This is a genomic window from Paenibacillus lutimineralis (assembly GCF_003991425.1).
Taxonomy (GTDB): Bacteria; Bacillota; Bacilli; order Paenibacillales; family Paenibacillaceae; genus Fontibacillus; species Fontibacillus lutimineralis.
Genome location: NZ_CP034346.1, coordinates 4,925,090 through 4,951,001, shown reverse-complemented (window position 1 = coordinate 4,951,001; position 25,912 = coordinate 4,925,090). Strand labels below are relative to the sequence as shown.

24 protein-coding genes and 1 tRNA gene are annotated in these 25,912 nt (G+C 47.9%); 20 read left to right on the top strand and 5 right to left on the bottom strand.

What is annotated here, in order from left to right; translation table 11 throughout:
* The first annotated feature begins 75 nt into the window (after positions 1-75).
* The 4 genes from EI981_RS21980 to EI981_RS21965 are packed head-to-tail and all read left to right on the top strand — an operon-like array spanning position 76 to position 4,706.
* A complete protein-coding gene (locus EI981_RS21980) occupies positions 76-1,080 on the top strand; it encodes an iron-hydroxamate ABC transporter substrate-binding protein (protein ID WP_127001896.1) in 1,005 nt (334 codons plus the stop codon).
* Between the two features lie 32 nt (positions 1,081-1,112).
* Positions 1,113-2,120, top strand: a complete 1,008-nt coding sequence (locus tag EI981_RS21975) for a FecCD family ABC transporter permease (RefSeq protein WP_127001894.1) — start codon at positions 1,113-1,115, stop codon at positions 2,118-2,120.
* Entirely contained in the window at positions 2,113-3,132 is a 1,020-nt protein-coding gene (locus tag EI981_RS21970) for a FecCD family ABC transporter permease (RefSeq protein WP_227011533.1), read from the top strand. Before EI981_RS21975 ends, EI981_RS21970 begins: the two co-directional genes overlap by 8 nt.
* A gap of 17 nt (positions 3,133-3,149) precedes the next feature.
* Complete coding sequence (locus tag EI981_RS21965) at positions 3,150-4,706, top strand: alpha/beta hydrolase (RefSeq protein WP_127001890.1); 1,557 nt, start codon at positions 3,150-3,152, stop codon at positions 4,704-4,706.
* Between the two features lie 80 nt (positions 4,707-4,786).
* Here EI981_RS21965 and EI981_RS21960 read toward each other — a convergent pair whose 3' ends face one another.
* Positions 4,787-5,404: a PAS domain-containing protein gene (locus tag EI981_RS21960; RefSeq protein WP_162616244.1), complete on the bottom strand. Its 618-nt coding sequence runs from the start codon at positions 5,402-5,404 to the stop codon at positions 4,787-4,789.
* A gap of 270 nt (positions 5,405-5,674) precedes the next feature.
* On the opposite strand from EI981_RS21960, the gene EI981_RS21955 reads away from it, so the two are divergent.
* The 14 genes from EI981_RS21955 to EI981_RS21890 all read left to right on the top strand — a co-directional run bounded on the left by EI981_RS21955 (position 5,675) and on the right by EI981_RS21890 (position 18,287).
* Positions 5,675-6,025 (top strand): helix-turn-helix domain-containing protein, encoded by a 351-nt coding sequence (locus tag EI981_RS21955; protein ID WP_127001886.1) that lies wholly within the window; start codon positions 5,675-5,677, stop codon positions 6,023-6,025.
* A gap of 157 nt (positions 6,026-6,182) precedes the next feature.
* Positions 6,183-6,265: transfer RNA gene (locus EI981_RS21950), tRNA-Leu, on the top strand.
* Between the two features lie 300 nt (positions 6,266-6,565).
* Positions 6,566-6,844: a hypothetical protein gene (locus EI981_RS21945; protein WP_127001884.1), complete on the top strand. Its 279-nt coding sequence runs from the start codon at positions 6,566-6,568 to the stop codon at positions 6,842-6,844.
* A 162-nt stretch (positions 6,845-7,006) separates the two neighbouring features.
* Entirely contained in the window at positions 7,007-7,429 is a 423-nt protein-coding gene (locus tag EI981_RS21940) for a thiol-disulfide oxidoreductase DCC family protein (RefSeq protein WP_127001882.1), read from the top strand.
* A 164-nt stretch (positions 7,430-7,593) separates the two neighbouring features.
* Positions 7,594-8,739, top strand: a complete 1,146-nt coding sequence (locus EI981_RS21935) for a P-loop NTPase family protein (protein WP_227011532.1) — start codon at positions 7,594-7,596, stop codon at positions 8,737-8,739.
* Entirely contained in the window at positions 8,736-9,968 is a 1,233-nt protein-coding gene (locus tag EI981_RS21930) for a TadA family conjugal transfer-associated ATPase (protein ID WP_127001878.1), read from the top strand. The genes EI981_RS21935 and EI981_RS21930 overlap by 4 nt, the downstream gene beginning before the upstream one ends.
* Before the next feature lie 17 nt (positions 9,969-9,985).
* Complete coding sequence (locus EI981_RS21925; protein WP_227011531.1) at positions 9,986-10,795, top strand: type II secretion system F family protein; 810 nt, start codon at positions 9,986-9,988, stop codon at positions 10,793-10,795.
* 9 nt (positions 10,796-10,804) lie between these two features.
* A complete protein-coding gene (locus EI981_RS21920) occupies positions 10,805-11,680 on the top strand; it encodes a type II secretion system F family protein (protein ID WP_127001876.1) in 876 nt (291 codons plus the stop codon).
* Between the two features lie 63 nt (positions 11,681-11,743).
* Complete coding sequence (locus EI981_RS21915) at positions 11,744-11,941, top strand: Flp1 family type IVb pilin (RefSeq protein WP_227011530.1); 198 nt, start codon at positions 11,744-11,746, stop codon at positions 11,939-11,941.
* Positions 11,942-11,947: 6 nt separating this feature from the next.
* Complete coding sequence (locus EI981_RS21910; RefSeq protein WP_127001872.1) at positions 11,948-12,610, top strand: TadE/TadG family type IV pilus assembly protein; 663 nt, start codon at positions 11,948-11,950, stop codon at positions 12,608-12,610.
* Between the two features lie 77 nt (positions 12,611-12,687).
* The gene (locus tag EI981_RS21905) at positions 12,688-14,934 is read left to right on the top strand and encodes a TadE/TadG family type IV pilus assembly protein (RefSeq protein ID WP_227011529.1); all 2,247 of its coding nucleotides are present in this window, start codon (positions 12,688-12,690) and stop codon (positions 14,932-14,934) included.
* Positions 14,903-15,904: a pilus assembly protein gene (locus EI981_RS21900; RefSeq protein ID WP_127001870.1), complete on the top strand. Its 1,002-nt coding sequence runs from the start codon at positions 14,903-14,905 to the stop codon at positions 15,902-15,904. Before EI981_RS21905 ends, EI981_RS21900 begins: the two co-directional genes overlap by 32 nt.
* A 73-nt stretch (positions 15,905-15,977) precedes the next feature.
* Positions 15,978-16,487 carry an A24 family peptidase gene (locus tag EI981_RS21895; RefSeq protein ID WP_127001868.1) on the top strand — a complete coding sequence of 170 codons (510 nt, stop codon included), beginning with the start codon at positions 15,978-15,980 and terminating at the stop codon, positions 16,485-16,487.
* Between the two features lie 18 nt (positions 16,488-16,505).
* The gene (locus EI981_RS21890; protein ID WP_127001866.1) at positions 16,506-18,287 is read left to right on the top strand and encodes a DUF6382 and FHA domain-containing protein; all 1,782 of its coding nucleotides are present in this window, start codon (positions 16,506-16,508) and stop codon (positions 18,285-18,287) included.
* A 159-nt stretch (positions 18,288-18,446) separates the two neighbouring features.
* On the opposite strand, the gene EI981_RS21885 is transcribed toward EI981_RS21890, so the two are convergent.
* The 4 genes from EI981_RS21885 to EI981_RS21870 all read right to left on the bottom strand — a co-directional run bounded on the left by EI981_RS21885 (position 18,447) and on the right by EI981_RS21870 (position 23,066).
* The gene (locus EI981_RS21885; RefSeq protein ID WP_127001864.1) at positions 18,447-19,430 is read right to left on the bottom strand and encodes a TIGR01777 family oxidoreductase; all 984 of its coding nucleotides are present in this window, start codon (positions 19,428-19,430) and stop codon (positions 18,447-18,449) included.
* A 94-nt stretch (positions 19,431-19,524) separates the two neighbouring features.
* A complete protein-coding gene (locus EI981_RS21880) occupies positions 19,525-19,992 on the bottom strand; it encodes a DUF2621 domain-containing protein (protein ID WP_127001862.1) in 468 nt (155 codons plus the stop codon).
* Between the two features lie 59 nt (positions 19,993-20,051).
* Complete coding sequence (locus EI981_RS21875; protein ID WP_127001860.1) at positions 20,052-20,501, bottom strand: GNAT family N-acetyltransferase; 450 nt, start codon at positions 20,499-20,501, stop codon at positions 20,052-20,054.
* Between the two features lie 279 nt (positions 20,502-20,780).
* Positions 20,781-23,066 (bottom strand): MFS transporter, encoded by a 2,286-nt coding sequence (locus EI981_RS21870; RefSeq protein WP_127001858.1) that lies wholly within the window; start codon positions 23,064-23,066, stop codon positions 20,781-20,783.
* Between the two features lie 574 nt (positions 23,067-23,640).
* On the opposite strand from EI981_RS21870, the gene EI981_RS21860 reads away from it, so the two are divergent.
* Together EI981_RS21860 and purU are read left to right on the top strand one after the other, a co-directional pair.
* Positions 23,641-24,753, top strand: coding sequence for a deoxyribonuclease IV (locus EI981_RS21860; RefSeq protein ID WP_127001856.1), 1,113 nt, complete (start codon positions 23,641-23,643; stop codon positions 24,751-24,753).
* Between the two features lie 85 nt (positions 24,754-24,838).
* Positions 24,839-25,735, top strand: a complete 897-nt coding sequence (gene purU / locus EI981_RS21855; protein WP_127001854.1) for a formyltetrahydrofolate deformylase — start codon at positions 24,839-24,841, stop codon at positions 25,733-25,735.
* Positions 25,736-25,912: the final 177 nt, after the last annotated feature.

Genomic DNA, 25,912 nt, shown 5'->3' with positions numbered 1-25,912 from the left:
TCCTCCTTTACTATCAATAATGATAATCATTATCAATTAAGGCGAGAGTCGTCGAAGGGAGAAGTTAGAGAGAATATGAAAAGATTCAATATGTTATTAGGGGTAATTCTGGCGTTAACCGTAGTCCTGTCGGCCTGCGGCAAGGAGAATTCGTCCTCGGAATCTCCAGCAGCGCAAAATTCTAACCAAACCGCCGCGGAGCAGCCTGCGGAAGCAGCAGAGCAACCGGCATCATCGGATACAAGAGTTATTAAATATCTGGACCAGGAGTATACACTTCCGTCCAAAGTTGAACGGATCGTTATTACCGGTGCCGTTGAAGCGATGGAGGATTCAATCGTGCTTGATGTGAAGCCGATAGGTGCCATTTCATTCTCAGGCAAGTTCCCTCCATTGTTCGAGTCAATCACTACAGAAGCGAAGTCCGTCGGCGAGAAAATGGAGCCAAACTTTGAGACAATTCTATCTCTTCAGCCAGATGTCATCCTGACTTCAACCAAGTTCAAACCGGAAGTCAATGAGAAGCTGGAGAAAATTGCTCCAACCATCCCGTATTCCCACATATCTACGAATTGGGAAGCAAATCTGAGACTGCTCGGAGAGCTCAGTGGCAAAGAGGAGAAGGCAGAGCAGGAAATAACAAAATATAAGGCCGATCTGGATGCGGCCAAGTCGCTAATCGGAGATAGTCTGAAGGACAAGGAGGTCGTGGCGGTACGAATCCGCGGCGGAGAAGTGTACATTTATCCGGCAGCGGTATTCTTCAACCCAGTATTGTATGAGGATCTCGGTCTGGCCGTTCCTGCAGAAGTAGAAGCTGCCAAGGCTCAGGAGCTGATCTCGAAGGAGAAGCTCGCAGAGATGAATCCGGATTATCTGTTTATTCAATTCTCGCCGGATGAGAACATGGATACGCCAAAAGCATTGGATGAGTTCCAGCAGGATCCAATCATGAAAAGTTTGAATGCGTTCAAAAACGATAAGGTATTCGTGAACATCGTCGATCCGCTTGCCCAAGGGGGAACGGCTTATAGCAAGATTGAGTTCCTGAAAGCAGCGGTTGCCAATCTTACCAAGTAAAATACTACAGTTCAATATAAGGCGTGTTGACGATGCAGTTAAAACGAACGCTGCCGGTGGTCATTCTTGGAATGGCTCCGGCAGCCATTGTATTATTGATCCTTGCTTCAATTTTATATGGGGCCAAGAACATTACGGCAGTGGAGGTATGGAACGCGATTGTTGCTTTTGATCCGGACAATGTTGATCACCAGATAATTATTAGTTCCCGTCTTCCGCGTGTCGTCGGGTCGATCCTGATTGGAACATTCCTTGCTGTCTCCGGAGCTCTCATGCAGGGCATGACCCGGAATTATCTCGCATCGCCCTCGATCATGGGGGTATCGGACGGCTCCGTATTTGCGGTTACGCTGTGCATGGTATTTTTGCCGAATGCCAGCCCCAATTTATATATCACCAGTTCCCTGATTGGCTCTGCCTTGGGAACCGCCATTGTCTTTGGGTTAGCCTGGCTTATTCCTAACGGGCTTAGCCCAGTCAAACTGGCCATTCTCGGTTCTATCATCGGAACCTTTCTTAGCGGAACAGCTCATGCGATGTCGACTTACTTCCAGGTCTCGCAAAATATCAGCTTCTGGTATAACGCCAGATTGCATCAAATGGACCCGGAGTTGATTCGACTTAGCATCCCATTCGCACTGATCGGCTTGACGTTGGCGTTGCTAATCTCCAGGTATATCTCGGCCCTTTCTCTGGGAGAAGAGGTAGCCCAGGGACTGGGCATCCGTACTTGGGTCATCAAGGCTTTGGCAATTCTTGCGACTGTGCTGTTGACCGGAGTATCCGTTGCTCTTGCCGGGAAAATCGCCTTCGTGGGCCTGATTATTCCTCATATCGCACGTTTCCTCTCGGGTGTTGATTATCGCTGGATTATTCCGGTCTCCGGAGTGCTTGGCGGCATTTTCCTAGCGGCATGTGATATTGTAGCCCGTTTCATTAACTATCCGTTTGAAACTCCGGTGGGAGTAGTCACTTCTTTGATTGGTGTGCCATTCTTCCTCTATCTGATCAAGACAAGGGGAGGTGCCCACCGTGAGTAGTGTAACGGAGCGAAGATTCTGGACAGTATTGGCCGTCGGTATTCTAATTGCCGTTGCGGCCGCTTATCTCAGCTTGACTAACGGTACATTCGACATGTCGGTGTTGGATGTTTTCAAGACCCTGCTAGGGATAAACCCTCGACCAGAACATAACCTCGTGGTGTTCGAGTTCAGGTTGCCGCGGATTGTATTGGGAGCGCTCGTTGGGTTCGCACTTGGCACCGCTGGATCGATCATTCAAGGGGTGACGAGGAATGGACTTGCCGATCCGGGGATATTAGGGATTAATGCCGGAGCTGGCTTGGCCGTTGTATTGTTCATGTTCCTGTTCCAGGGAGTTATTACGGCGACAGGTTGGCTTGGAGTCATGTTGATGCCGATGTTTGGCATCGCAGGCGGTTTGCTGGCTACCACGGCGATATATATGTTCGCTAAAGAGAAGGGCAGACTCGATCCGCAGCGGCTGATTCTGGTCGGTATCGCCGTTGCATCCGGTTTCGGGGCGCTCACGATGTATATATCCCTGAAGATGAATCCGAATGATTATGAGATGGCTGTCGTATGGCTTGCGGGGAGCCTTCATAATGCGAACTGGAAGTTCGTCGTTACGATGCTCCCGTGGCTGCTGCTTCTGCCGGTGATTTGTCTACGGTCGCATAAGCTTGATCTGTTCCAGCTTAGTGAGGATAGTCAGAAGAGCGTGGGGCTGCATGTTGAGCGGGAGAAAAACATATTTCTGCTCTGTAGCATCGGACTTGTCAGTGCAAGTGTTGCTGTATCGGGCAGTATCGCTTTTATCGGCTTGATTGCGCCCCACCTGGCCCGGCAGCTTGTAGGTCTGCGACATACGCGTATCATCCCGGTTAGCGGGTTGGTGGGCATGATTATGGTGCTGATCGGTGATTTTATCGGCAAAACTGTATTTGCTCCGGCAGAACTATCAGTTGGTATTGTCGTGTCTATCATCGGTGTACCGTATTTCGTTTATTTATTGCTTCGTACTAGGGGATAAGGACATGGGAGGAGAGTATGGAACGATATCAACAGCTTAATGTTGGAGACTGGAAGCTTGTCCTTTATTTGCCGCCATCCTATGCGACAACAGGGCGCCGCTATCCGGTGGTGTATGTCCAGGACGGAGGCGAGCTATTCAGCGGTTGCCTTAGCTATTTGGATCACTTATATTTATCCAGCCAGTTGGCTGAAGTTATTCTGATAGGTATTGAGCCGCATTCGCGCAATGACGAGTATACACCGTGGCCTGCGGCTGCGCTGATAGATCGTTTCTCGCCATTCGCTGGCCGGGGACAGGACTATGTAAATGAGGTTGCAGATGTAATCAAACCCTATATCGATAGTCATTACCCGACAAAAAGACAGGCGGAGGATACGGCGATCATCGGCGGTTCGCTTGGCGGACTAATCTCCCTCTTCGCCGGTTGCTGGCGTCCGGATACTTTCGGACGGCTCGGTCTTCTATCGGCCTCCTTCTGGTATGAAGGAGTGCTCGATTTCATCCGGGAGCATGACGGCTTTGAAGATCATCAGCGCGTGTATATGTCGGTTGGAGATAAGGAAGGGGTTTATAAAAAGACGCGGCAGAGACATATGGTTAAATACACCATGGAGGCCTACCAGCTGTGGTATGTTAAAGGAATGGGCGTAACTCAGCTGAAGCTGGAGGTGGAACCGGAAGGTACGCATGACGATCTGTTCATGATGAGGCAATTCCCAGAGAGCCTGAAGTGGCTCTTCGGTAATCCAGAGAGGGACTTCCCGTCCAAGCAAATGCTTGGGGGGAAGATGCAAATGCCCGGTACGCAGGTATGGAACTTCCATTCCGGGGTGGCTGACCGAGATTATCGCATCTTTATCGCCGAGCCGATGAGCCCACCGCCTGTCGGGGGTTATCCTGTGCTCTATACACTGGATGCCAATGCCAACTTCGGTTCACTGGCGGAAGCGGCCAGATTGCAGACTAGAGGCCCGCACGGAATAGATCCATTTGTGATCGTAGGTATAGGGTATCACTCTAACGACCCAATCGTGACTCAAGAACGTTTCTATGATTACACGGTCTTTGCTGATAGCAGTGAGCTACCAGCAAGGCCTGATGGATCTGCCTGGCCGCTCACGGGCGGAGCTGAGGCATTCCTCGATTTTATCGAATATGAGCTTAAACCGCTAATCGAGGAGGAATTTCCGATTGACCATTCCAGGCAGTCCTTATTCGGTCATTCGCTAGGGGGATTCTTGGCTCTATATACGCTATTTACGCGTCCGGGTTCATTCAGCCGTTATTTTGCTGCCAGTCCATCGATTTGGTGGAAGAATCATATCCTGCTTCAGTTATGGGAGAATAATAAGGAGCATTTGACACTTCATGAGACGGAGATTGAGCTACATTTGAGTGTTGGCAGTCAGGAGAAGACCAATATGGTTAGTGATGCTAATAAGCTGTACCAACTCTTGACGACAGATGACTATAGTCCGAAGTTCGTCACGATGACTGAAGTTCCTGATGAGGGACATGTATCATTGCTGCCTTCACTATTCAGCCCGATGCTGCGCCGTGTGACAAGTTAAAATGATGAAAAGCGCTTCATGCTAATTGGCATGGGGCGCTTTTTTGATGCTGTCAGTGACAGCCCTTTCATTTATCGAGATCAAGAACAGGAGGACTTATCCAGCAGAGAGGAGTATTCAGGGTATAGGCGCCGAATACATTCCGGGCAGATGTCGTGGGTGAATTCGACTTTTGTATGCTTCTCTAGGAAGCTCTCGATGGAGTTCCAGATATCATGCTCATCACGAATTTTCTTGCATACCGCACATATGGGAAGTAGACCGTGTAGTGTACAGATTTGCGCTAGCGCCTTTAGATGATTTTGCTCGAGTAATTTGCTCTGTGTAATATCAGTAAGACAGACGAGGACCCCTTTAACGGAATTTCCGTCAGGAGAGTAGATTGTTGAAGCCTCTAATGTGAAGCATTTCGTCTCAAGACGGGACGAGGACTTGAATTCCTTGCAGAGGAATGGGTTCGTGCCATCCAGCACGGCTTCAAGCTCATGGGGAGGATGCCCCTCATCCCCAGCGAGAGCATTGTAAATCTGCGCGAAATTAACCCCGGTCCATTCGAAGGATTCAGGGACGCCTATTTCGAGCGAATGCAGATACCAGGCACGATTGACGGATACGATGAAGCCTTGGGGATCGATAATCGCGATATCCTGTCTCAGCAAATTGATAATTTCTATAAAGTGGATGCCTGAGTTATGCAAAATAAAGTCGCTCCCTCTATTTAAGATGGGACTGCTTCTGTTGAACTCTAGGGGGGTATTGGTTTGCTTAAGTTGGATCTGGAGGGCATAACTATCCGTCGGTGTGTATTCATGAGGAGTCCATAGTAAATGGCATGGAATTAATGGTACAATTACCATTATGCTATAATTGCCGTTGCATAAAGAAAAGTATATACGTTTTTACGTTATATCGCAAGAATAAAATTACTGAAATGCGTCTTAAGACGAATATTTGGAAGGCGGTTGTATATGCAATCCATTTACGATCGAATCGAATTTTTAATTAAAATGAGGGGAATGACCAAGAAATCATTCTGCGAGGAGCTTGGCATCAGTACGGGGAATCTAGGAGATTGGAAAAGAGGGAAATCGACACCAAGCACCAATAAACTGGTTGAGGTTGCTGGGTTCTTCGATGTTAGCCTGGATTGGCTCATATTGGGCAAGGAAACGAATCAATTGTACTTCAAGGAAAATGCGGCAACATATACATGGGATGAATTAGGCAACGATCTTGTGCTGTCTGAGAAAGAAAAAGAGTTTATCAAGGAGTACATCGATTTCACACGTTACCGAAAAAGCCAGTCTTGTGATAAATAAACGTATTTAGCTTTTCTAATGCGCCGAGCAAGACATTGCAGGCCTGTAAATCCTTTTGGATGAACGGGCTTGCGCAATAAGCCTTAAATAAAATTTCTATTTACTTTTCAATATCTTCAGTGTATAATAAAAGAGTTGCTGAAAAAGTTAATAATATGCGGTAGTGGTGGAATGGCAGACACGCTATCTTGAGGGGGTAGTGGGCGTACGCCCGTGGAGGTTCGAGTCCTCTCTACCGCATTACGAAGAACAGTGAAAAGATCCTTACTTCTGGTAAGGATCTTTTTTTATTTTTTGGACAATATAATACAATGTGATGTTCTATTTTTGCTTATGTAAACGCTTGAATTTATTATTTTTTTGAATTCTGTGGATTTACAGAGGTTCAGCGCCGGGATTAAAGTTGACATGTAATAAAAAATTATTTAATATGTCTTAGTACTAAAAGTGAGAGTTCCAAAAGTCAAGCTTTACTTTGAAAGATGATTTTTTGAACTTCCGCTTGAACAGCTTTCTATTTTAAAAAAACGGGTGATGAAGATGTCTTACAGACCAAGTATTCAGAACGTGTCCATAGCCGGAAGCAACGAAAAGGAAGGATTATACGAATTTGCCGTTAAATTGGCCGATGGAACGCAGTGCCGAGTATTTTATCACCGTTTTCCAGAATGGCGCCTCGCTAATATCAATCGACTGCAGAAGACGCCATGTCCGGTATGCCGTAAAGACTACATTTGCAATTGCATGGAGAGCTTTACGGAAGATTTCCACAGCCAGCTTGTAGAGGACCAATGGATCGAGAAGCTACTGGCAGAGTAAGTCTAACGGAATGAAGAGTACGGAGGGGATCGGCTCCTTCGTATTCTTTTTTTATTAGATAAAATTCGAGAACCTTTCATCCACCTTCTTAGTGCAGAACAATCTGCTTTTGAACCTATATTATAAGACGGATATAATGGATTTAGCAGGGAGGTTTTGCGGATGTCAGACAAGGATATCGGTCAGACTGCAGTTGTGTTGTTTGATGGAGTGTGTCTTTTGTGTCAGGGCGCCGTAAAATGGATCATCAGGCATGATCCTGGTGCCAATTTCAGGTTCGCGTCACTGCAATCCGATGTTGGTAGGGAGCTGCTTCAACAGTATGGAGGAACTGCAGACGGGCCGATGAATACGATGTTCCTGCTGGAGCAGGGAACACTGTACTCTCGTTCGACCGCGGCGCTTAGAATTACCAAAAGACTTAAGTTTCCCTGGCCATTATTATATGCATTCATCATCGTTCCCCAGGGATTACGCGATACAGTTTACCGATGGGTTGCGAATAACAGGTATCGCTGGTTCGGCCAATCCGATGCATGCATGTTGCCTAACAAAGCTATCAAAGAACGCTTCTTAGATTTATAGAGGAAGTTCAAAATATATTTTTGGGACTTGCCTGAGAAAATGATCTATGATATTCTGACTGTAAATATTAGGAACTCGTGAACGGGAGCACCGTCCAAATGAACCGATAATTCGGTATTTGGGCGGTGCTTTTTTGTGTTCCGGGTAAGAAGGAAGGTGAAGGTTTGATTCCCGTCAGATTGGTTCTGGCTGTACAGGATGAACTGTATATAGAGCCATTTATGCAGTACCTCCACTGCAGTGAGTTCGACCGGCGTATCATCGTAACGGGTTTCAGCCGGCAGGATGCCTTTGAGATGTATATGAAAGACTCCGGGGAACTGGTGGATATCGTGCTAGCTGAACCGACATTTCTTGAAGCTTGGCAAGGATTGAATTCGGGGCGCCTGACCGTGGTCTCTTTATGTGAGAGAGGAGAATCTGCTTCAGGTTTGAGTCTGGATAAATATCAACCCTTGCATCAATTGCTGTTCTCCCTCATGAATATGGTCCGAGGGGATAGGAGGAAACAGGCGGATACGGAAGTCGGTACAGTTGTGATCGGTGTGCATTCGATTGTCGGCGGTCTGGGAAAGAGCACCGTATCATGGAATATCGCGAAGCAGCTCGCTTCCGAAGGAGCTAAAGTATTTTATTTGAATCTCGAGACGGTGAATAACAGACTAATCTTTGAAGGTCAGAATGTTCGTGAAGGACAGCAGGGTGGCTTAGCCCGCTTACTTTATGATTTGAAGTCTGCGGAAGAAGGGCAGCAGGAGCTGAAGTTCCCCATATCGGCCTATGCTTGCAGACATCCACTGCTTCAGGGGGACATATTTGCTCCGCTTGATAATTTGAATGAGATGCTGGAGTTGCAGCGCAAGGAGACTGTCGATCTGATCGAATTCATCGCGGCGAGCGGATTATACGATGCTGTCGTGATCGATACCGACTCTTACCCGAATGAAAGAACTGAGGCGGTGTTGGAACGGGCGGATAAGCTAGTATGGCTTGTAACCGATGATGATAATGTCATGCGCAAGACTACTCTGTGGTTTAATCATTTGGAGCAATCACGTCCGGCTATGCATAGTCATATTTTGTGCAAATCTCTGTTTGCTGTGAACCGGTATACAGGAGAAGTGGTTACCTCCCTACCGGGGAGCGAAATCGTATTTGAAGCGATGCTCTCGTACATCTCTGCTTGGAAGAATGGGATACGGCAGGCTACTGCAATGCATTCCCCACTCTATCAGCGCGATGTACAGCAACTCTGCCGCAAGCTGTACGGCAATGCCAAAGTATTGAGGGGGGGAAGCGGACAGCGATGACGGAGGAGATGTTCACTCAGCTACGAGCGGAGATCCGTTCCGGACTTGATGTTACGTTGACGCTTCAAGACGGGCAACTGATGGAATACATCGAACGGCGAGTGCTTGAGGATAATCGGTTGGCCAACCTCACTTCATCGGAGAAGAGGAGGTGGGTACGGAGACTATATGATTCGTTTCGCGGCCTGGATGTGCTACAGCCGCTGGTCGATGATCGCTCTGTATCGGAGATTATGATCAACAGTCATAAGGAGGTCTTCGTTGAGCAGAATGGCAGGGTTCGCAAGCTTGCGCTCCATTTTGAATCTCAGGAGAGGCTGGAGGATATTATCCAGACCATCGTATCCGGAGTCAATCGGGTCGTGAACGAATCATCGCCGATCGTGGATGCGAGACTGAAGGATGGTTCCCGAGTCAATATCGTGCTGCCTCCGATCGCCTTGAAGGGACCGACGATGACGATCCGCAAATTCCCTGAGCATCCACTTACGATGGAGCAGTTGATTGAGAAGGAATCACTAAGCGAGGAAGCAGCCCGTTTTCTACAGACCTTGGTTCGCAGTAAATACAATATTTTTATTAGCGGTGGAACAGGTTCCGGCAAGACAACCTTCCTGAATGCCCTATCAAGATACATTCCCGCAGATGAACGGGTCATTACGATTGAGGATTCGGCAGAATTGCAGATTGTGACTTTACCCAATCTAGTATCCCTGGAGACTCGCAATGCGAATACCGAAGGCAAGGGTGAGATCTCGATCCGCGATCTGATCCGTTCCTCGCTGCGGATGCGGCCGGACCGGATTGTTGTCGGAGAGGTTCGGGGCCGGGAGGCGCTGGATATGCTGCAGGCGATGAATACTGGACATGATGGAAGCCTGTCTACAGGGCATGCGAATTCCTCTACTGATATGATCAGCCGACTGGAGACGATGGTGCTGAGCGGTGCCGATTTGCCGCTGGGGGTAGTCAGACAGCAGATCGCCTCGGCGATCGATATCATCGTTCATTTAAGCCGACTTCGTGATCGTTCACGGCGGGTTCTGGAAATATCCGAAGTATGCGGGATGAGAGATGGGGAGGTGGTGCTGCATCCGCTCTATGTGTTTGAGGAAGAAGCGGAGAAGAACGGGAAAGTGATCGGTAGTTTGAAACGGGCTCCACAGCGGTTAGTGCATACGGACAAGCTGGATATGGCCGGCATCTCTGTAGAAGGAATGAACTTATGAGAGGAGGACTCGAATCGATGAACGGATTGGAGCGATCCGATGCGGCGATGGGAGTAGTGAAGAATAATGTCCAACAATCATCCCAATTGACGGATTATCGCAGCTATGTACTATCTTCGAGACAAAAGCTATCAGCATGGCTGATCGGCGGGGTTGGTCTCTTCTTAATAGGGTATATCTTCTTCCATTCATGGCTGATTAGTCTGGTTCCGGCCTGCGGAGCTGCTTTTGCGCCAAAGTATTGGAGCGGTTATCTTCTTCGTAAGCGAAGAGAGACGCTTGGACTTCACTTCAAACAAGCGCTCTATTCACTCTCCTCTTCCTTAGCGGCAGGTCGCTCGGTAGAGAATGGATTTCGTGAAGCGATTGAAGATCTTCAGCTGCTCTATCCCGGTAATTCTAGCGATATGATCATCGAGCTTGGTATTATCTGCACCCGTATGGAGTACGGTCAGCCGATTGAAGAAGCACTGCTTGATTTCAGTGAGCGGGCAGGGCAGGAGGATATCAGCAACTTTGCTGACGTCTTCACGGTTTGCAAGCGTTCGGGAGGGGATTTGGTTGAAGTGATTCGGCGCACGTCTACGATTATTAGCGAGAAGCTGGAGATTAGTCAGGAGATCGGCGTTATGATTGCTCAGAAACGGTTCGAAGCGAAAGCGATGTCCGCCGCACCGATATTTTTTCTCGTATTTATGGAATTCTCTTCACCGGATTATATGCTGCCGATGCATAACGGTATAGGCCTCGTCATCTCATTCTTTGCATTGATCATATTCGCGTTATGCTTCTGGCTGATGCTCAAAATTATGGATATCCGGGTCTAGGAGGCAAGGATGAAGGTTTATAGTGTCGCAGTGATCGCAGTATTGGTATTAGCCTGGTTGCTACTGTATCGGAATTCGCGCACTAAATATCAGGGCTGCCGGGAGATGAAGATGGATGGCCTCAGATTACAGCTCATAGCGCCTCCAATGCTGTTACTACTGGAGAAACTGAGAGTATCGCAAAGGTCCCCCATTTTTTTCTTCAAAATACAGCGTTCCGTGCAGAAGATTAGCGGAGATAAGCGGGGTGGCGAGTATACTTTGCTGTTTCTGGCTGAAATGCTCTCGTATGGCTGGCTAATTCTGATTGCTGGCAGTTTGTTCTCTCTGCTTCTCGGCGAAGATCCCACGGTAATGATATTTGGTGCCTTTCTGGCCGTTCTCATTCCAATTGCCCTCGCCAGGGATTTACATCAGAAAGTGGTCAAGCGAGAGCGGGAGATTATTCTAGAGCTACCGGAGCTACTTAATAAGATAGTGTTACTGGTTGGGGCGGGCTTAACTGTGCAGCAGGCTATTAAGCGGTGTCTGGAGCGTAAGGCAGGAGCGGAACAGCACCCGCTCTATCGTGAATTGTTCAGAATGCAGCGGGAATGGGAGAGTGGATACTCCTTCCATCAAGCGATGGAGGGGGTAAGCAAGCGATTGGGTGTTCAGGAGGTGTCCGCTTTTGTAACCTCCGTATTGCTTAATTATCGCCGCGGCGGTAATGACTTTGTGCTGGCATTGATGGATTTGTCTCATACACTGTGGGAACGCCGCAAAGCCGTCAGCAAGACGCTAGGGGAACAGGCTTCGTCGAAACTTGTATTTCCTATGCTGATGTTGTTTTTAATTATCGTGGTTATGGTGGGGGCTCCCGCACTAATGATTATGGAGCTATAGCGGTAGTGCTGAAAACCGGTCATCTTGAACCTTATAAACAATAAAAATTAGGAGGGTTATATGATGTTGAGTACATTCGCACATAGGATCAAGACATTCTCTCAAGATGAGGATGGCTTGGGAATGTTGGAGATGATTTTGATCATTGCTGTCATCGTTATTTTGGCGATTATCTTCCGTAAGCAATTAAAAGAGCTTTTGGAGAGTCTGCTCGGCAAAGCGAAGAGCAAAACCGAGAAATTTATGGACGATGGGCCTTAAGAGTCTATGAAAAGGTTGATACGTGATCAGAAGGGGAGTTTTATTCTCGAGTCTTCACTCGTATTCCCCTCCATATTTGTAGCGATTTTAATCCTGTTGTTCTTCTGTCTGTATTTATATCAGAATGCGGCGCTTGGACAAGTTGCAGTGGTCGCGGCTGAACGGAGTGCGTATTCCTGGGATAACAGCTATCGTAAGCCTCTAACGGGCACCTACGAGACCGGAAAGTATGATTCGCTCTATTGGCGGCTTAAGGATGATGGCATGCTGCAGGCGATATTCGGCTGGTCTAGTGATTTGCCCACTTCGGAATTGTCTCTTCCCACCGAGCAGATGCAAGATGGAGGCGGATCTTTGCCACTGAAGAAGCTTGCGAGAACCGGTACGGCAATTCCGGCTGCGATTCATGGCAGAATGCAATATGAGAACAAGCTACTGCTTCGCAAAGTCAAGGTAGGATTGGACAGACTCATCCCGCTTGTTCCTTTGGAACGAGTCATCGGTGATATGACGCAATCTGGGCAGGCCGTCTCTTATGTAGTCGAACCGGTGGAATGGATCCGGACAGTGGATTTGGCGAGATACTACGGGGCTAAATTCAAAGGCAGCGGTGGGGAAAAGATGGATCAAGAGGAAGCGGGCAAAGCGTTGACGTTATTCGGCAAATAGGGGGAACGGCCTTAGCTTGGGGGAGCTAAGAAATGGGCAGTGATCGACCAACTGATGAAGAATGAGGAGAAGACCGAGTGATTACATTTCCGAAAGAGGGGAAGCAGGTGTATAAAAAGCAGCGACATCGGGCGGAGAGCGGAGCAGTTACCGTGTTTCTGGTTGTTATTTTTGCCTCGGTATTTGCATTTGTCTCGATATTTATAGATTTTGCGAGAATGGCAGCGCTGCAGACTAAGACGGAGATGTTGGCTCATTCTGCATCAAGGTCGGTCCTGTCTTCCTATGACCCGCAGCTGGTAGAGCAGTACGGTTTATTTGCATTCGGGGATACTGATGCGAACTATATTATGTCCAAGGTGTTGCAGGATCAGATGGATATATCGAAGCGGAGCGATGATATTCCGCTGATGAACGCGAGGCTGGATTCATCGACCGTTGAACTGCTGCGGCCGTTAGGAACCTATGAAGTTTTCGAACAACAGATTCGCGAAGAAATGAAGTATAAAGCACCGATAGATTTTTCGATAGAGATCATAAATCGCTTCAAGCCAATGTCGAAAGTAATGAAAGAGGCTTCGAGTACCGTCGACCTGCTAAGCAAACTACAGAAGTTGTATGATCAGCGGGAAGCTAAGCTGGATGAAATGCTGGAGAAACAGCGTGCTGCGGCACTGACTGTGACGGAAATTGCAGCGTTTATCCCTCGTTCGAGTGCTTCTGGGGGATCGAATGGCGCTGGTGCAACAGCTTCATCTGTAGCCGGAGAATATGCAGACTTTGCGGCTAAGTATAACGAAGATATGTTAAGGGAACCCGAGGAGCGGCAATACTCGTATGAAATTCAAATGTACCAATCGATGGCTTCGGGGGTATTCAACAGCTTGGGGCGCAGTGGACAGAAATCTTCAGAGCGGCATGCAGTGCTGCTTCCTGAAGCGAAGAAGCTGCTCCAAGAAGTTATCGTAATAAATGATCAGATGAAGAGGACAATTGAAGAGGCGGAACAACGTCCCGTGCTTGATGGCTACAATGAGGTGGCAGCGCATGAAGGTCTCGGCAATAACGAGACAGTAGCAGCCGATGATGAGATCGCCGCTATTCGCAAACAGAGCGGTTCGCTTCTTCTATCTGCTGAACTGCTGGCAGATCTGGAGGGGGATATCGGTCAACAAGAGGCTGACTTTACTTCGTTTTATGCCGGGGTAGGTTCCTTTCTAGGCATAGAAAGCTCGGTCCTGTCAGCTTCAATCTCAGATTCGTCATTGTACTCAGCCGTAGATAGCCTTGACCGCTCGACAGGCGCTTATTTACGTAAATATGTGGACTCAGGCAGCAGCAATGTTCTTGAGGATAACAAAAGACGGCTCGAGCAGCACCGTTCTTCTGATCAGGAACGTAAGACGATCGAGCATCAAGCTGAGACAGCACTACAGGATGCCAAGGGATTGATCGGCAAAATTTCCGCACTCAAGGATAAATTCAAAGATGCACAGAAGCAATTTGATGAGCTGCAGACCTTCTATAACGACAATCTAGAGTTTAATCAATCTCTCTCATCGGGAGAGGAAGCGTTGATGGGTCCAGGGGACGACCCGGCCGATGCCGGTGCTGAAGCGATGGGCGGTATGGATGTCTTCTTTGGCGGATTATCTCTCGTACTTCAATCCATGACCGATGCAGCTTTTCAGGGAGAGTATGTTGTACATTACTTTCCGCTACTCGATATCAGCACGTTAGACGAATTGATAGGTAGTGAAGGGTCAGGGGCGATTGACACTATAGGAGATTCGTTCATGCCCGGGAAGCAGGAGGTTGAATACATATTGTACGGATTCCATAATCCGACGGGGAATATCGCCGCTGCCTATGGGGAGATCTTCGCGCTACGACTGGCAATTCGGACGATGGAAGGATTGCTGAAAAATTTGAACAAAGGTAATCCGCTATTAATTCTTGCGGCTGCCTTACTGTATGGGATCGAACATGCTGTAAAAGATATGCTGATGCTAACCAAAGAAGGGAGTATTCAGCTTAGTGATTTTATGAAGGTGAAGCTGACCTATAGGGATCATTTGCGAATCTTTCTGCTGATGCATGGCCCGAGTGAGCGGAGGCTGTCACGGATGCTGGGGTTGATTCGGATGAATACCGGAGTTCCAGTAGAACAGCGCGCAACTTATTTAAAAGGAGGAGTAAGTATCTCGATGCCACTATGGTTCCTGCCAGGAGTAGCGAGGACATTGGGAGCTTCCGGGGCCTTGAAAGGAAGAGTGGAAGGAAGTCGATATTATGTCGATAAACAAACGGACTTCTCCTATTGATTCGATAGAACCTCCTCCGATTCGGCGCAGGGATTCTCAAGGCAGCATTGTCCTTGAAGCTGCTATGGTCATGCCGGTATTTATTATCGTTATATTTTTCTTTATTTACATGATTCAGATGACAGTGATCTCTAGTCAGATGCAGATAGTAGCATCAAATGCAGTGAAACAGGTGTCCTCTCATATATATCCGGTTGCATTGGCGGTCTCTGCTATTTCGAGCGATGAAGAGGGCGACGCAGCGAAAAGCGAGTCGGGATCGGGCTGGAGGATGCCGAGCCTGTCGCTGGAGGAATGGGCGGGTCAGTATGCCGATGCTCTACCAGAACCACTCTCAGATTGGATCAGGGCCGCAGCCCGAAAAGGGGACGAGCCTTTGCAAAATCTGAAAAATAATGTTCTGGAAGCTGTTCTGGATCCCGTGATCAAGCCTCTGCTTCATCCTTTTGTGGCAGATACGAAACTAAATGAGGACAGGCTACACGTGAATCGTGTAATAGTTCCTGATTTCAAAAGCGGACGAACACCTTATTTCGGCCTGGAGATCAGCTATGAATTACCGATCCGAATGCCATTCACCCAGAAACCGATCAGGCTACAAGCGAAGGCTATGGAGCGCTTATGGATCGGAGATACGAATGAGCTTGATCAGGGAGGTGGGGATGGAGAGGACGGTGAAGGCCAGCCTGCAGTAATTCTGTCCAAGCCGGAGCCAGCCTACGCCGGGCATCGAGCCCTCGTTGCAGCCCTGATTAAACCGGGAACAACAGCTAAACTCACTGTGTACTACAAGAGCGGTGTAAGTCAGGCCAAATATTTAGGGGATGCGACTGCGGATGAGAACGGCAGAGTGGAATGGAGTTGGTTGGTAGGTGGGAACACAACACCCGGCACATGGACTTTTATCATCGAGACTGAGGACGGGCTGAAGACAACAGCTCAGTTCGATGTTGAGAGCCCACGCAAATAATACGTAAACCAGGCCATATGCTGGCTGGAATGCGGACTGATAATCAAGATTTGAACGAGGGGGACATACGGCTATGACATTGGAGTATTGGGGTTGTATGGCTATGTTGATTACGGCATTCATTACAGATGTTAGGTCGATGAAGATACCCAATAAGATCACGCTTAGCGGGTTCATTATCGGTCTGGCGTATCATGCTGTAACCGGGGGAATTGAAGGAATTCTATTTGCGATGAAAGGGGCTGCAGCTGGCTTTGGACTGATGTTCATCATGTATTTGTTCAGGGCTGTAGGAGGAGGCGATGTCAAGTTATTTGGTGCAATTGGGGCGTGGCTCGGTGTTAGCTTGACTTTATCCATCCTTATGTATTCTATTCTAGCTGCGGGTGTGCTCGGGATGGTCATATTGCTCCTCCGGAGGGAGTTAATTATGCGAATTCGCAATGTCATGCATAGCTTGTTCGGAATTCTGATTCTGCACAGCTTAGGTCCAGTCCAAGCTGGGGCTAAGAAGCAATTGCAGATGCCGTTTATGCTAGCGGTTCTCCCGGGGGCTGTGTATGCGATTTTGACTTTTTCTTAGGGAAGGAGGGAGGCTTGGATGCCGGCGTATAAAGTTGATTTTATGAGGAATGGCGGTACCTACATGATTTTGAAGGCAGAGGGCGGGCTGAAATCCAAGGATATTAATCGAGTTCAGCATACAATGCTGGCCTCAGTGGAGATTCCTGGCTTGCTTCCGGTTGACCTTCGTGAGATTGATTTTGAGGTTAATCTTCATTATGAGATTACCGGTAAGCGTATGCTGTCCCAATGCTTGAAGAATGACAAGCTGAGCGCACAGGAGTTCTATAGTCTACTGCTGCAAATTGTCGCGATCTTGGACGATAGCCATCAATATATGCTGTCTCCCTCCAATTTCATCATAGATGAGGATTATATATTCGTTGAAGAGCCACTCGCTTCGGCGATGTTGTACCTAACCTATGTTCCAAGATATGAATCGACGGCTGGTCAGGAGCGGCTAGGACTTTCACTGCTAACCTTGATTACCCGTATTTTGAGCAGCGTAACCGCTGTTGAAGGCAGCGGAATTCAGAGAATTGTCAGCTTCTGCGGGGATGAACTATTCTCTACATCATCGCTGAAAACGATGCTGCTTGATCTGTTGGGCGGACATAGATCAGAGGCTATGGATGTAGACATGATCAGTGGGGATGACACCAGACGGGGGCGCACAGATTCGTCGTTCATGATTAAAGAATACGTTCAGTCACCGGAACGTTCCGCGCAGATGAAGCCTCATGACAGACAAAATCCTGTACAGCAACATGAGCCTGCAAAGGCTGGGGGGATGAACCGCAGGGGGAATGATAAAGATCGGACGGATCTCGATCTAAAGCCGTCATTCGCAGGAATGTGGAGTACTCCTACAATGGATACGGATGATGACGAGAGTGAGCCGATTAAAAAAAGCAGCAAATTTACATATTATTTGCTGGGTACCTTGCTGTCTGTAGCGTTCTGTTGGAAATTTATCTATCTAGATGCTCCAAGCTCATGGGGACTCTATACTTGTATTGGCATTACGCTTATTCTAATTGTCATATTGCTGCTCTTACGCAAGGGTCGGTTCGATCCGATGACTGGAAGTGTATCTGAAGTCATTAGTCGCTTAAGCCGGCGTTCTTCCGGAGACGAAGCAGCAGATGAGGATGAACCTGAAAACTGGAAGGAGCCTTGGAACGGAGGATGGGGGAGGCAGGACAGAGCAGTTGGAGGCAGCACGCGGAAGCAAGATACTAATCAGGATACATATAGACAGATGCCTGTATGGCCGGAGGTTATGAACCTTGGGCAACAAAGGGATGAGTCGGAATCTTCTTTGGTCATACCGAATTCAAGATCCTTAGCACAGGTCCAGAGTCGATCCATGGAACAAAGTGGAATGACTACGGGCGCATCTAACTCGCCTCCTGTAACAGAAGAACCGATACCCCAGCCTGCAACAGTGCTGCTAAGTCGTATGGATGCTCCACCCAAAATACCATCTCCAACAGAATCTTATCGTCTCGAGAGATATGGCGCGGAGGGAGAGCAGGCGTATAGGCCAGAAATTATCACTTTGAAGCTAGGTAGCCTCGTGATTGGCCGTTCTGAGGAGGTCGCCGGGTATATCGAGCGGGCGGTAGGTGTATCGCGAGCGCATGTCGAACTGATGTTGCGCAAAGAGGGCTGTAGTATTAAGGATCTTGGCTCCCGCAACGGCACATTGCTTAAGGGAGAGCTTATTGCCCCGTATAAGGAATACCCATTGGAACCGGGGGATATCTTTCTGATTGCTGATAGCACCTACAAGTTATGCATGGGAAACGCAACGTAAGAACCTCTCAAATGTCCGCTGATAATTACGAAGTAGATCGGGAAGCGGGTTTGGCACAAAATCTTGAATTCATCCCCGGTCTGATCCGATCAGGATCAACCGGGGATGAATTTTGTAGCGAGCAGGTCTTTGCGTTGTGTAGATTTCGACTTCGCAACTCTAGTTCCTCTGTTTGAGATCAGTAAGGGCCGCTTCCAAATGAGGGAAAGTAAATATGAAGCCGGACGAAGAAGCTGCCTGTGGTATGACTCGTTGTCCTTCGAGCAGCAGTAGGGACATTTCTCCGAGTACTGATCTAAGTGCAAAGGTGGGGAGTGGGAGCCAGAAAGGGCGATGATGGACACGGGCGATAGCGCGTCCGAATTGTTCATTCGTCACCGGATTTGGACTGACCGCATTAACGGGACCCAATATTTCTGAACAGGTTACACAGTAATCGATAAGCGAGACAAGGTCATCGATATGAATCCAAGGAACCCATTGCTTGCCTGTGCCGATTCGGCCTCCTGCTCCAAGCAGGAAAGGGAGCCGCATCATCGGGTATGCACCGCCCTGATTTCCCAGCACTACACCGGTGCGTAGTAGAACAAGACGAGGCCCTGTAACATTCGCTAACTTCCCCTCATGACCGAGTTCTGCATATTGGTCGCTGAAAGATTGCAGAATGCCTTGTAGGGCCGTCTCTTCCCAGGAGGTTGTAACTCTGGCAAGGAAATCCCTAGCAGAGTTAGGAGAATGCTCCGTGAATTCCTCGGTAAGCGAAGTGCCGTATATACCGACTGCAGAGCCTTGTACAATGACTCTCGGAGCCTCATTTCCTAGCATATTGATCCAGCGCCCCAGAGCCTGGGTTGTTTGCAAGCGTGAATCCATGATCTGCTGCTTCGCTCTCCGGGTCCAGCGCTGACTAATTGTCGCGCCAGCCAGATTAACGAGGCCATCTAGCCCCCGAAGCAGGAGCGGGTCCTGATTTATATCGTTCCACGTATAGTAGGATAACTGCCGCGAAGTGGATTCGTTGCGAGGAGCTTGTTGATGCGAATTACGACGGGTGACGATTATGATCTCATGCCCTTTGCTAAGCCAATATTCGGTCAGAGCGCTGCCAATAAATCCACTTCCGCCAAGGATTGCATATCTCAACTAACTTCCTCCTTTTCTATAAATAATGAAAACAGCATCCCGGTAAGCTCGATGCATAGCTAAGGGGTGCTGTAATTTGAATTCTCTATAGACATTATTTATTCATTAAATGTTGATAGGGCTTATAATCAATTTGATTCTTCTCCAGAAAAGTAATGAGAAACTTATTGTCTCGCTTCGGCGTCGCAGAAATATAGCCTTTGATGCAATGCTCCTGCGTAACGGCATTGGCATGCTCTTCCAAGGCAATTCTACCGATTTCCGCAGCGATGGAATGCTTGGCGATGTCGCGGAACGGGCCTGGAACTGGTTGAACCAGCATATCCAGGAAGGCCTTGCTGTCTTCATTCCATAGATGGCGGCTCGTCTCCACCCAATGGTTCTGCCAGTCCAGCTTGGACTTGCCGTCTGCCTTAGGCAGTACTTTCAGGAACTTGCGGAACATGAAAAATCCGCCGATGCACATCATTCCTAGCAATATGAATCCCCATAGCGCGATAGAATTCATGAACCAGCGATTGGGCTGGGTTGCTGCGAGAAATAGAAACGATGTATGTACCATTTGAATGATCACCTCATTTTGCAATATATTCTTTCATTTAGCATATTATTGCATTACTTTCAGATAGGTATCTCCAACAGCGGGAGCTTTCTTCCTTCAAAAACAGTTGATTCGATTTCTCCAATTCGTCTTGCTCCCATCGCCAGATAAAAATCCTCCGCATATGGATCGCTATGGATTAAAATGGAGTGCGCGTTTAGTCCTTTTGCGACCTCGAGCATATGCTGCCATAGCTGTCTTCCGTATCCTTTTCCTATCTCATTTGGATCAATAAATAAATTACTTAACAAACAGGAATCGTCTTCGATCTCCAGCCCTACAAAACCCTTGATGACCTTCTCATCCTCCAGAACAAAAATAATAGAAGCTAAGATATCCTCAGGCAAGATGGTTAAATCCTCGCGACAGGCTTCCATAAAGGCTTCGCTGTAACCCCAGTAGGCCTTTGAACGAAATGAAAGCTCGCTTAAATAACCTGCTTCATCGATCGTCGCTTTACGTATGTTCATAGGTAAGCTCCTTGCTATACAAACGACTTGATATGATAAAACTAATAAATTTCGCTGAAGAATTGTCTATTTTGTCACCAATTTATGTTTGTCTTGACATGAAGTATAACTTATTTTCCAATTTTTTTCGAGAGCGTAGCTCCTTTTTCGTAGTGTATTATACAAGAACATTTTTCTTCAATCCGTTAACTAGAGATTGACAGAATGCCGAGCCTTCACGGTTACTTTCCCGAAATACCGATCCATAAATGCCTCAAACAGTGCTGTCCGCAGAAACGATCATTCATGACTGCTGATGGCAGCATCGTTGCGAATGCCGATATCGCGCAAATAGATCGCGCCTTTGTCTGTCTTATCGAATATGAAGCTGATTCGGCTGAGCTGTTCGGGCTGGAAGGCCGGATTCGCTTGTTGGAAGTCGGCAAGCTGGAAGGCAAAGTTTTGGAACACGGGCTCTTTTGTTGGCAACAGTGTTGTAAACGGCCATTTTACGATGTCGCCTTCGAGCATCGGCAGCAAACTGGCAACGCTGCTGAGCGGTATCGAAGCGATATTGCCGTTCTTATCTGCCACCTGGACGGTCAAATCGATAAGTGCTCCCTGCATGTCCGTCAGTTTCTTATCGTCGCAGTCGGCCATGGCGAAGACGATGGAACTGCCCGGTTTAGCGGTAATCCCGGTGTCAGGTAAAACCACCGTATAGCTAGGGAGATCGACGGCCGCTCTGCGATCCCAGCCAAGTTGAACTGCGCTGTACAAGTCAGTAGCATATTTCGTCTTGACTTTTTCTTCCTTCCATTCCTTCAATGCTTTTCCAATGAGTCGTCCGCCGTTAATTGTCGTCGTAGATAGATCGATATCCTCATCAAAGCTGCTGATAAGCGTTGTGTCGGCATCCCAATAGTTGCTGATGTACATCGTGTCTGGAAGCCATTCCTTGGCATAACCAAGGTCTTTAAAGACGCTGCGGTACTGCTCTTGCTCTTGCAGCGTGGCATCCAGAAAGGAAGAGATGAGTACCTTTGCCACCCGCAATTGATCCTCCTGGGGCAGAAGCTGGGCTGTATTATAGAACTTGTTGCCAAAACCGATACTGTCCACTCTTCCCCATTCGGTATTAAACTGTCCATGATTTGCTCCATAAACATAGACTGATGCCTTATAGTGATGATTTTTATCTGAAAAGCCGATTCGGCTGTATTGGCTTGCGCCAGCAAATGAGATGACGTCCATATCGTGTGAGCCATGAATCGCCAGGTAGCTGACATCCTTTAAGGGGATCGGCTGACCGGATGGCTTGTATTGGCCGTCGGTACCGGCAATGGAAATAATGGAGCGAATGCCAAAGTTATAATCGAATGTTATATTGCCATGCTCGGGAGCTGCCGGCAGCTTGTTATAGGCTGCTGCTACAGCTACTGCCTCACCACCTCGGGAGTGGCCAATCAGCGATATTCGGCTCATATCCGCTTTGTTGAAGAACGGATTTCCCTTCGTGCTGTTCCATTCTTCCCATACCTTTAGATGCTCCAGGATGAGCCAGCCGCGAGCTGGATTTTCATTTTTCAGTGCACTCAGCATGAACAAGTCGTTATAGGGTGAAGTATTTAGGAAGTTCTCATCGATGGAAACAAAAATATAGCCTTTGCTGGCAAGCAGATTGCCCAAATAAGCATACCCCGGATCGGAATAATCGGTAGCGAGATGGTTGCCATGAACAGCGATGACTAATGGAAATGGGCCATCGCCCTCGGGGTACCAGACCAGCCCGTTAAGCGCCATCTTATCTGGCCCGAATCTGAAAGTTTTCGTGCGGATTGTGGACCAACTTTCCACAAATGCCGATCCGTCCACCTGATTGGTTATTAATGAATCCTCGGCATTAAATTCCTTGCGGTAGCTGTCTGCACTCCCGTATGTCAATGTTTTGACGTGATAAGAACCTGGTTCGCCCGGGTTTGCCATTAACGCGGGATAACGTTCGGCGGTCTTGATGGCTTGCAGCCGGTATGGCTTCGGCAAATCGCTATTTCCGCGGTCCAGCAGCCAATAGCCGCCCAAGAGAATATAGGCAAGTACAGCCCCCGCCGCTATGCCGGTGAGAAGCTTGGATATCTTTTTTGCCTCGCGATATCTGCCGGTGATCCAGCGGTACATCCACATCCCCAGTAAGGAGAAGGACATGATGATGGATAAAGAGGTAATAATAAACATTAACTGCAAAGGGCCGATAAAGCTGATAACCAATAGGCAGAATGAAGCGAGTACAAGCCAAATGTAACGGGTGGGCATTTTCTTTGTCCAATGAAGCAGCAGGGCAATGATGCCAGTCAGCAATATAATCGCGAGCAGGAACAAGATAATCCCGGCGAGGTAAGGGATGGCTCCCCGTGCTCCAATCATGGTGTAACCTTGCGCAAGATAGAGGCCCAGAGCTGTAGCCCCCAGCGCAAGTGATGCCCCTTTCCATCCGGGGGAAAGCGGTGCCGGTCGTTTCAGGAAACGGGCGACATGCGTTAATCTGGATCTGGGCTTTTTCTTTTCTTGAATTACTGGATTTGCCATAGAAACTCCTCTTTCTTTTTGATCTATAAATGGTTGGAAGATGTTACGGGGTTAAGTATAAATTATCATTCTGTCTCTGAATTTGCACGATTCTTAAATTAACCTTACAAGGCAGGATATTGGACGGGAAGCAAGAACAATGACGTGCGGAGGGGGAATTTCGATGCGTAAAACGATACTGCTCATGGACGATGATCCAGATATTATAGAACTGCTCAAGCTCTTTTAAGAAAAAGATTACGACGTACTCGAAGCAAATAACGGTATAGAAGCTACCTAGCATTTCTCGATACATTCGATAGATTTAGCCGTTATTGATATTATGATGACGGAGCTCGACGGCTATCAGGACTTGGTCTGACGATTGCCAGGCATATTACAGAAATACACGATGGACGGCTCACGTTGGAGACGGGCGAGGGGGAGGGGATCACCCGATTCGAATTGACGTTGTCGAAGAAGGTGACATTATAGTGATTATTTCTGTATTTTGTCCGTACGACTTTATTTATTTGCGCAATCAAGCTAAAATAAGGGAAGTTTAGCGGTTTACTGCCTAAAAGGGGGAATTTTAATGCTGAAAATAGGTTCACATGTGTCGTTCTCAGATAAAGGTCTATTAAGTGCAACAGGGGAAGCTGTGTCCTATGGCTCAAGCTCATTCATGATATATACCGGTGCTCCACAGAATACGCGGCGCAAACCGATGGATGCGATGTATTTGCCGGAAGGCAAAGAAGCGATGAAGGCGGCAGGGATTGAGGAGATCGTCGTACATGCGCCATACATTATTAATCTAGGTTCCTATAAATCCAATACGTATCAGTTGGCTGTCGATTTCTTACAGGAAGAAATTCGCCGTACTCATGCGATCGGGGTGCGTAATATCGTACTTCATCCCGGCGCGTTTACGGACAAGGATGCCGAATACGGTGTAGCGCGGATCGCGGAAGGCTTGAATGAAGTGTTAAATGGAACGGACGAGACTGAAGTGAATATCGCTCTGGAGACCATGGCTGGCAAGGGAACCGAGGTTGGACGCAGCTTCGAAGAGATTGCAGCGATTATCGATAAGGTCGAGCATAATGAACGGCTGACCATCTGCCTCGATACTTGCCATATTCACGATGCAGGCTATGACATTGTCAATGACCTTGATGGTGTACTACAGAAATTCGATCAGACAATTGGTCTTGATCGTATCGCAATTGTACACATTAACGATAGCAAAAATCCGGTTGGCGCCGGCAAGGACCGTCATACGCCTATCGGTACAGGCTGGATCGGCTTTGAAGCGATCCATCGTGTTGTTCATCATGAGGCACTGCAGGGCAGGCCTTTCATTCTGGAGACGCCTTGGGTAGGTAAGGATGCCAAGACTCAGCGTCCAATGTATGAAGTGGAAATCGCCTTGCTGCGCGGGGACGTGGAGCAGCGCTTCGGTGCGGATTTCCTTGCCGATGTGGCAGGGCTGCATGACTTCTTCAACAAGCAGGATGTTCATTATCGTTCCTTCGTTCTCGACACTTGGAATTTGTTGAAGAATGATGCGAAGGCGAAGAAGGCGGATCCTCGCGAACCGCTGGAGCGTTTGTACGATATGGTGATTGCCGCGAATGTGTTCCCGGATTATTCGGAAGAGCAAATCAATCATCGCTTGATCGCTTGGCTCGCGGGAAGAAACTAAACGCGATCAAAAGCGGATATTTTTGAACGACCTCTATTAGGTTTCAACATAGAATACTAGTGCGCCAGGGGGATATGAGAAATCAATGGATAAACATGCAAAAATAAGTGGACAAGTCAAACCGTATGAGCACCATCGGGCTCGAATGCTGATCTCTTGCCCGGATGGCCCTGGGATTGTGGCAACAGTATCCCGCTTTCTGTATGAGCATGGAGCGAATATCGTGCAATCAGACCAGTATACGATGGATCCAGAAGGCGGAATGTTCTTCATGCGGATCGAGTTCGATCTGGATCAGCTTGAGGACCGCATAGACAGCTTGAAGCGGGATTTTGCCGAGATTGCTGATAAGTTCCAGATGGAGTGGAATATTTTCCAACTGAGCCATAAGAAGAAGCTGGCTATCTTCGTATCCAAGGAAGATCATTGCCTTGTGGAATTGCTGTGGCAGTGGCAAGCCGGTGATCTGGATGCGGATATCTCTATGGTCGTTAGCAACCATCCGGATATGAAAGAATATGTGGAATCCTTCGGAATCCCTTATTATCACATTCCGGTTACCCCGGATACGAAGCGCGAAGCGGAGCAGAAGCAGTTAGAGATTGTGAACGGGAAGGTGGACTTAATCGTCTTGGCCAGATATATGCAGATCGTATCGCCGGCCCTGATTCAGCCTTACCGTAACCGGATTATCAATATCCATCACTCCTTCCTTCCAGCCTTCGTGGGTGGGAAGCCTTATGCCCAGGCTTATGATCGTGGCGTTAAGATCATCGGGGCGACGGCTCACTATGTGACCGAAGAATTGGACGGTGGACCTATCATTGAGCAGGACGTACAGCGCGTCAGCCACCGCGATGATGTGGCGGAACTGAAGCGAATCGGACGCACCATCGAACGTGTCGTACTGGCTAGAGCTGTAAAATGGCATATCGAGGATCGTATTCTGGTTCATCAGAACAAAACAGTTGTATTCAATTAATTTTTTTCTATAACAATCGCCATGGCAACCTTATCGACTTGCATGGCGGTTGTTTTTTTGAGAAGAAGAGAGGTTTATATTTCCTGCTAAGGTTGTTAAGTAACTTTATGTTTTGGCATCGCGTTAATATATTGAATGGTCATGGATAGAAAGATGATTTGAAGGTTGAGAGGGGAG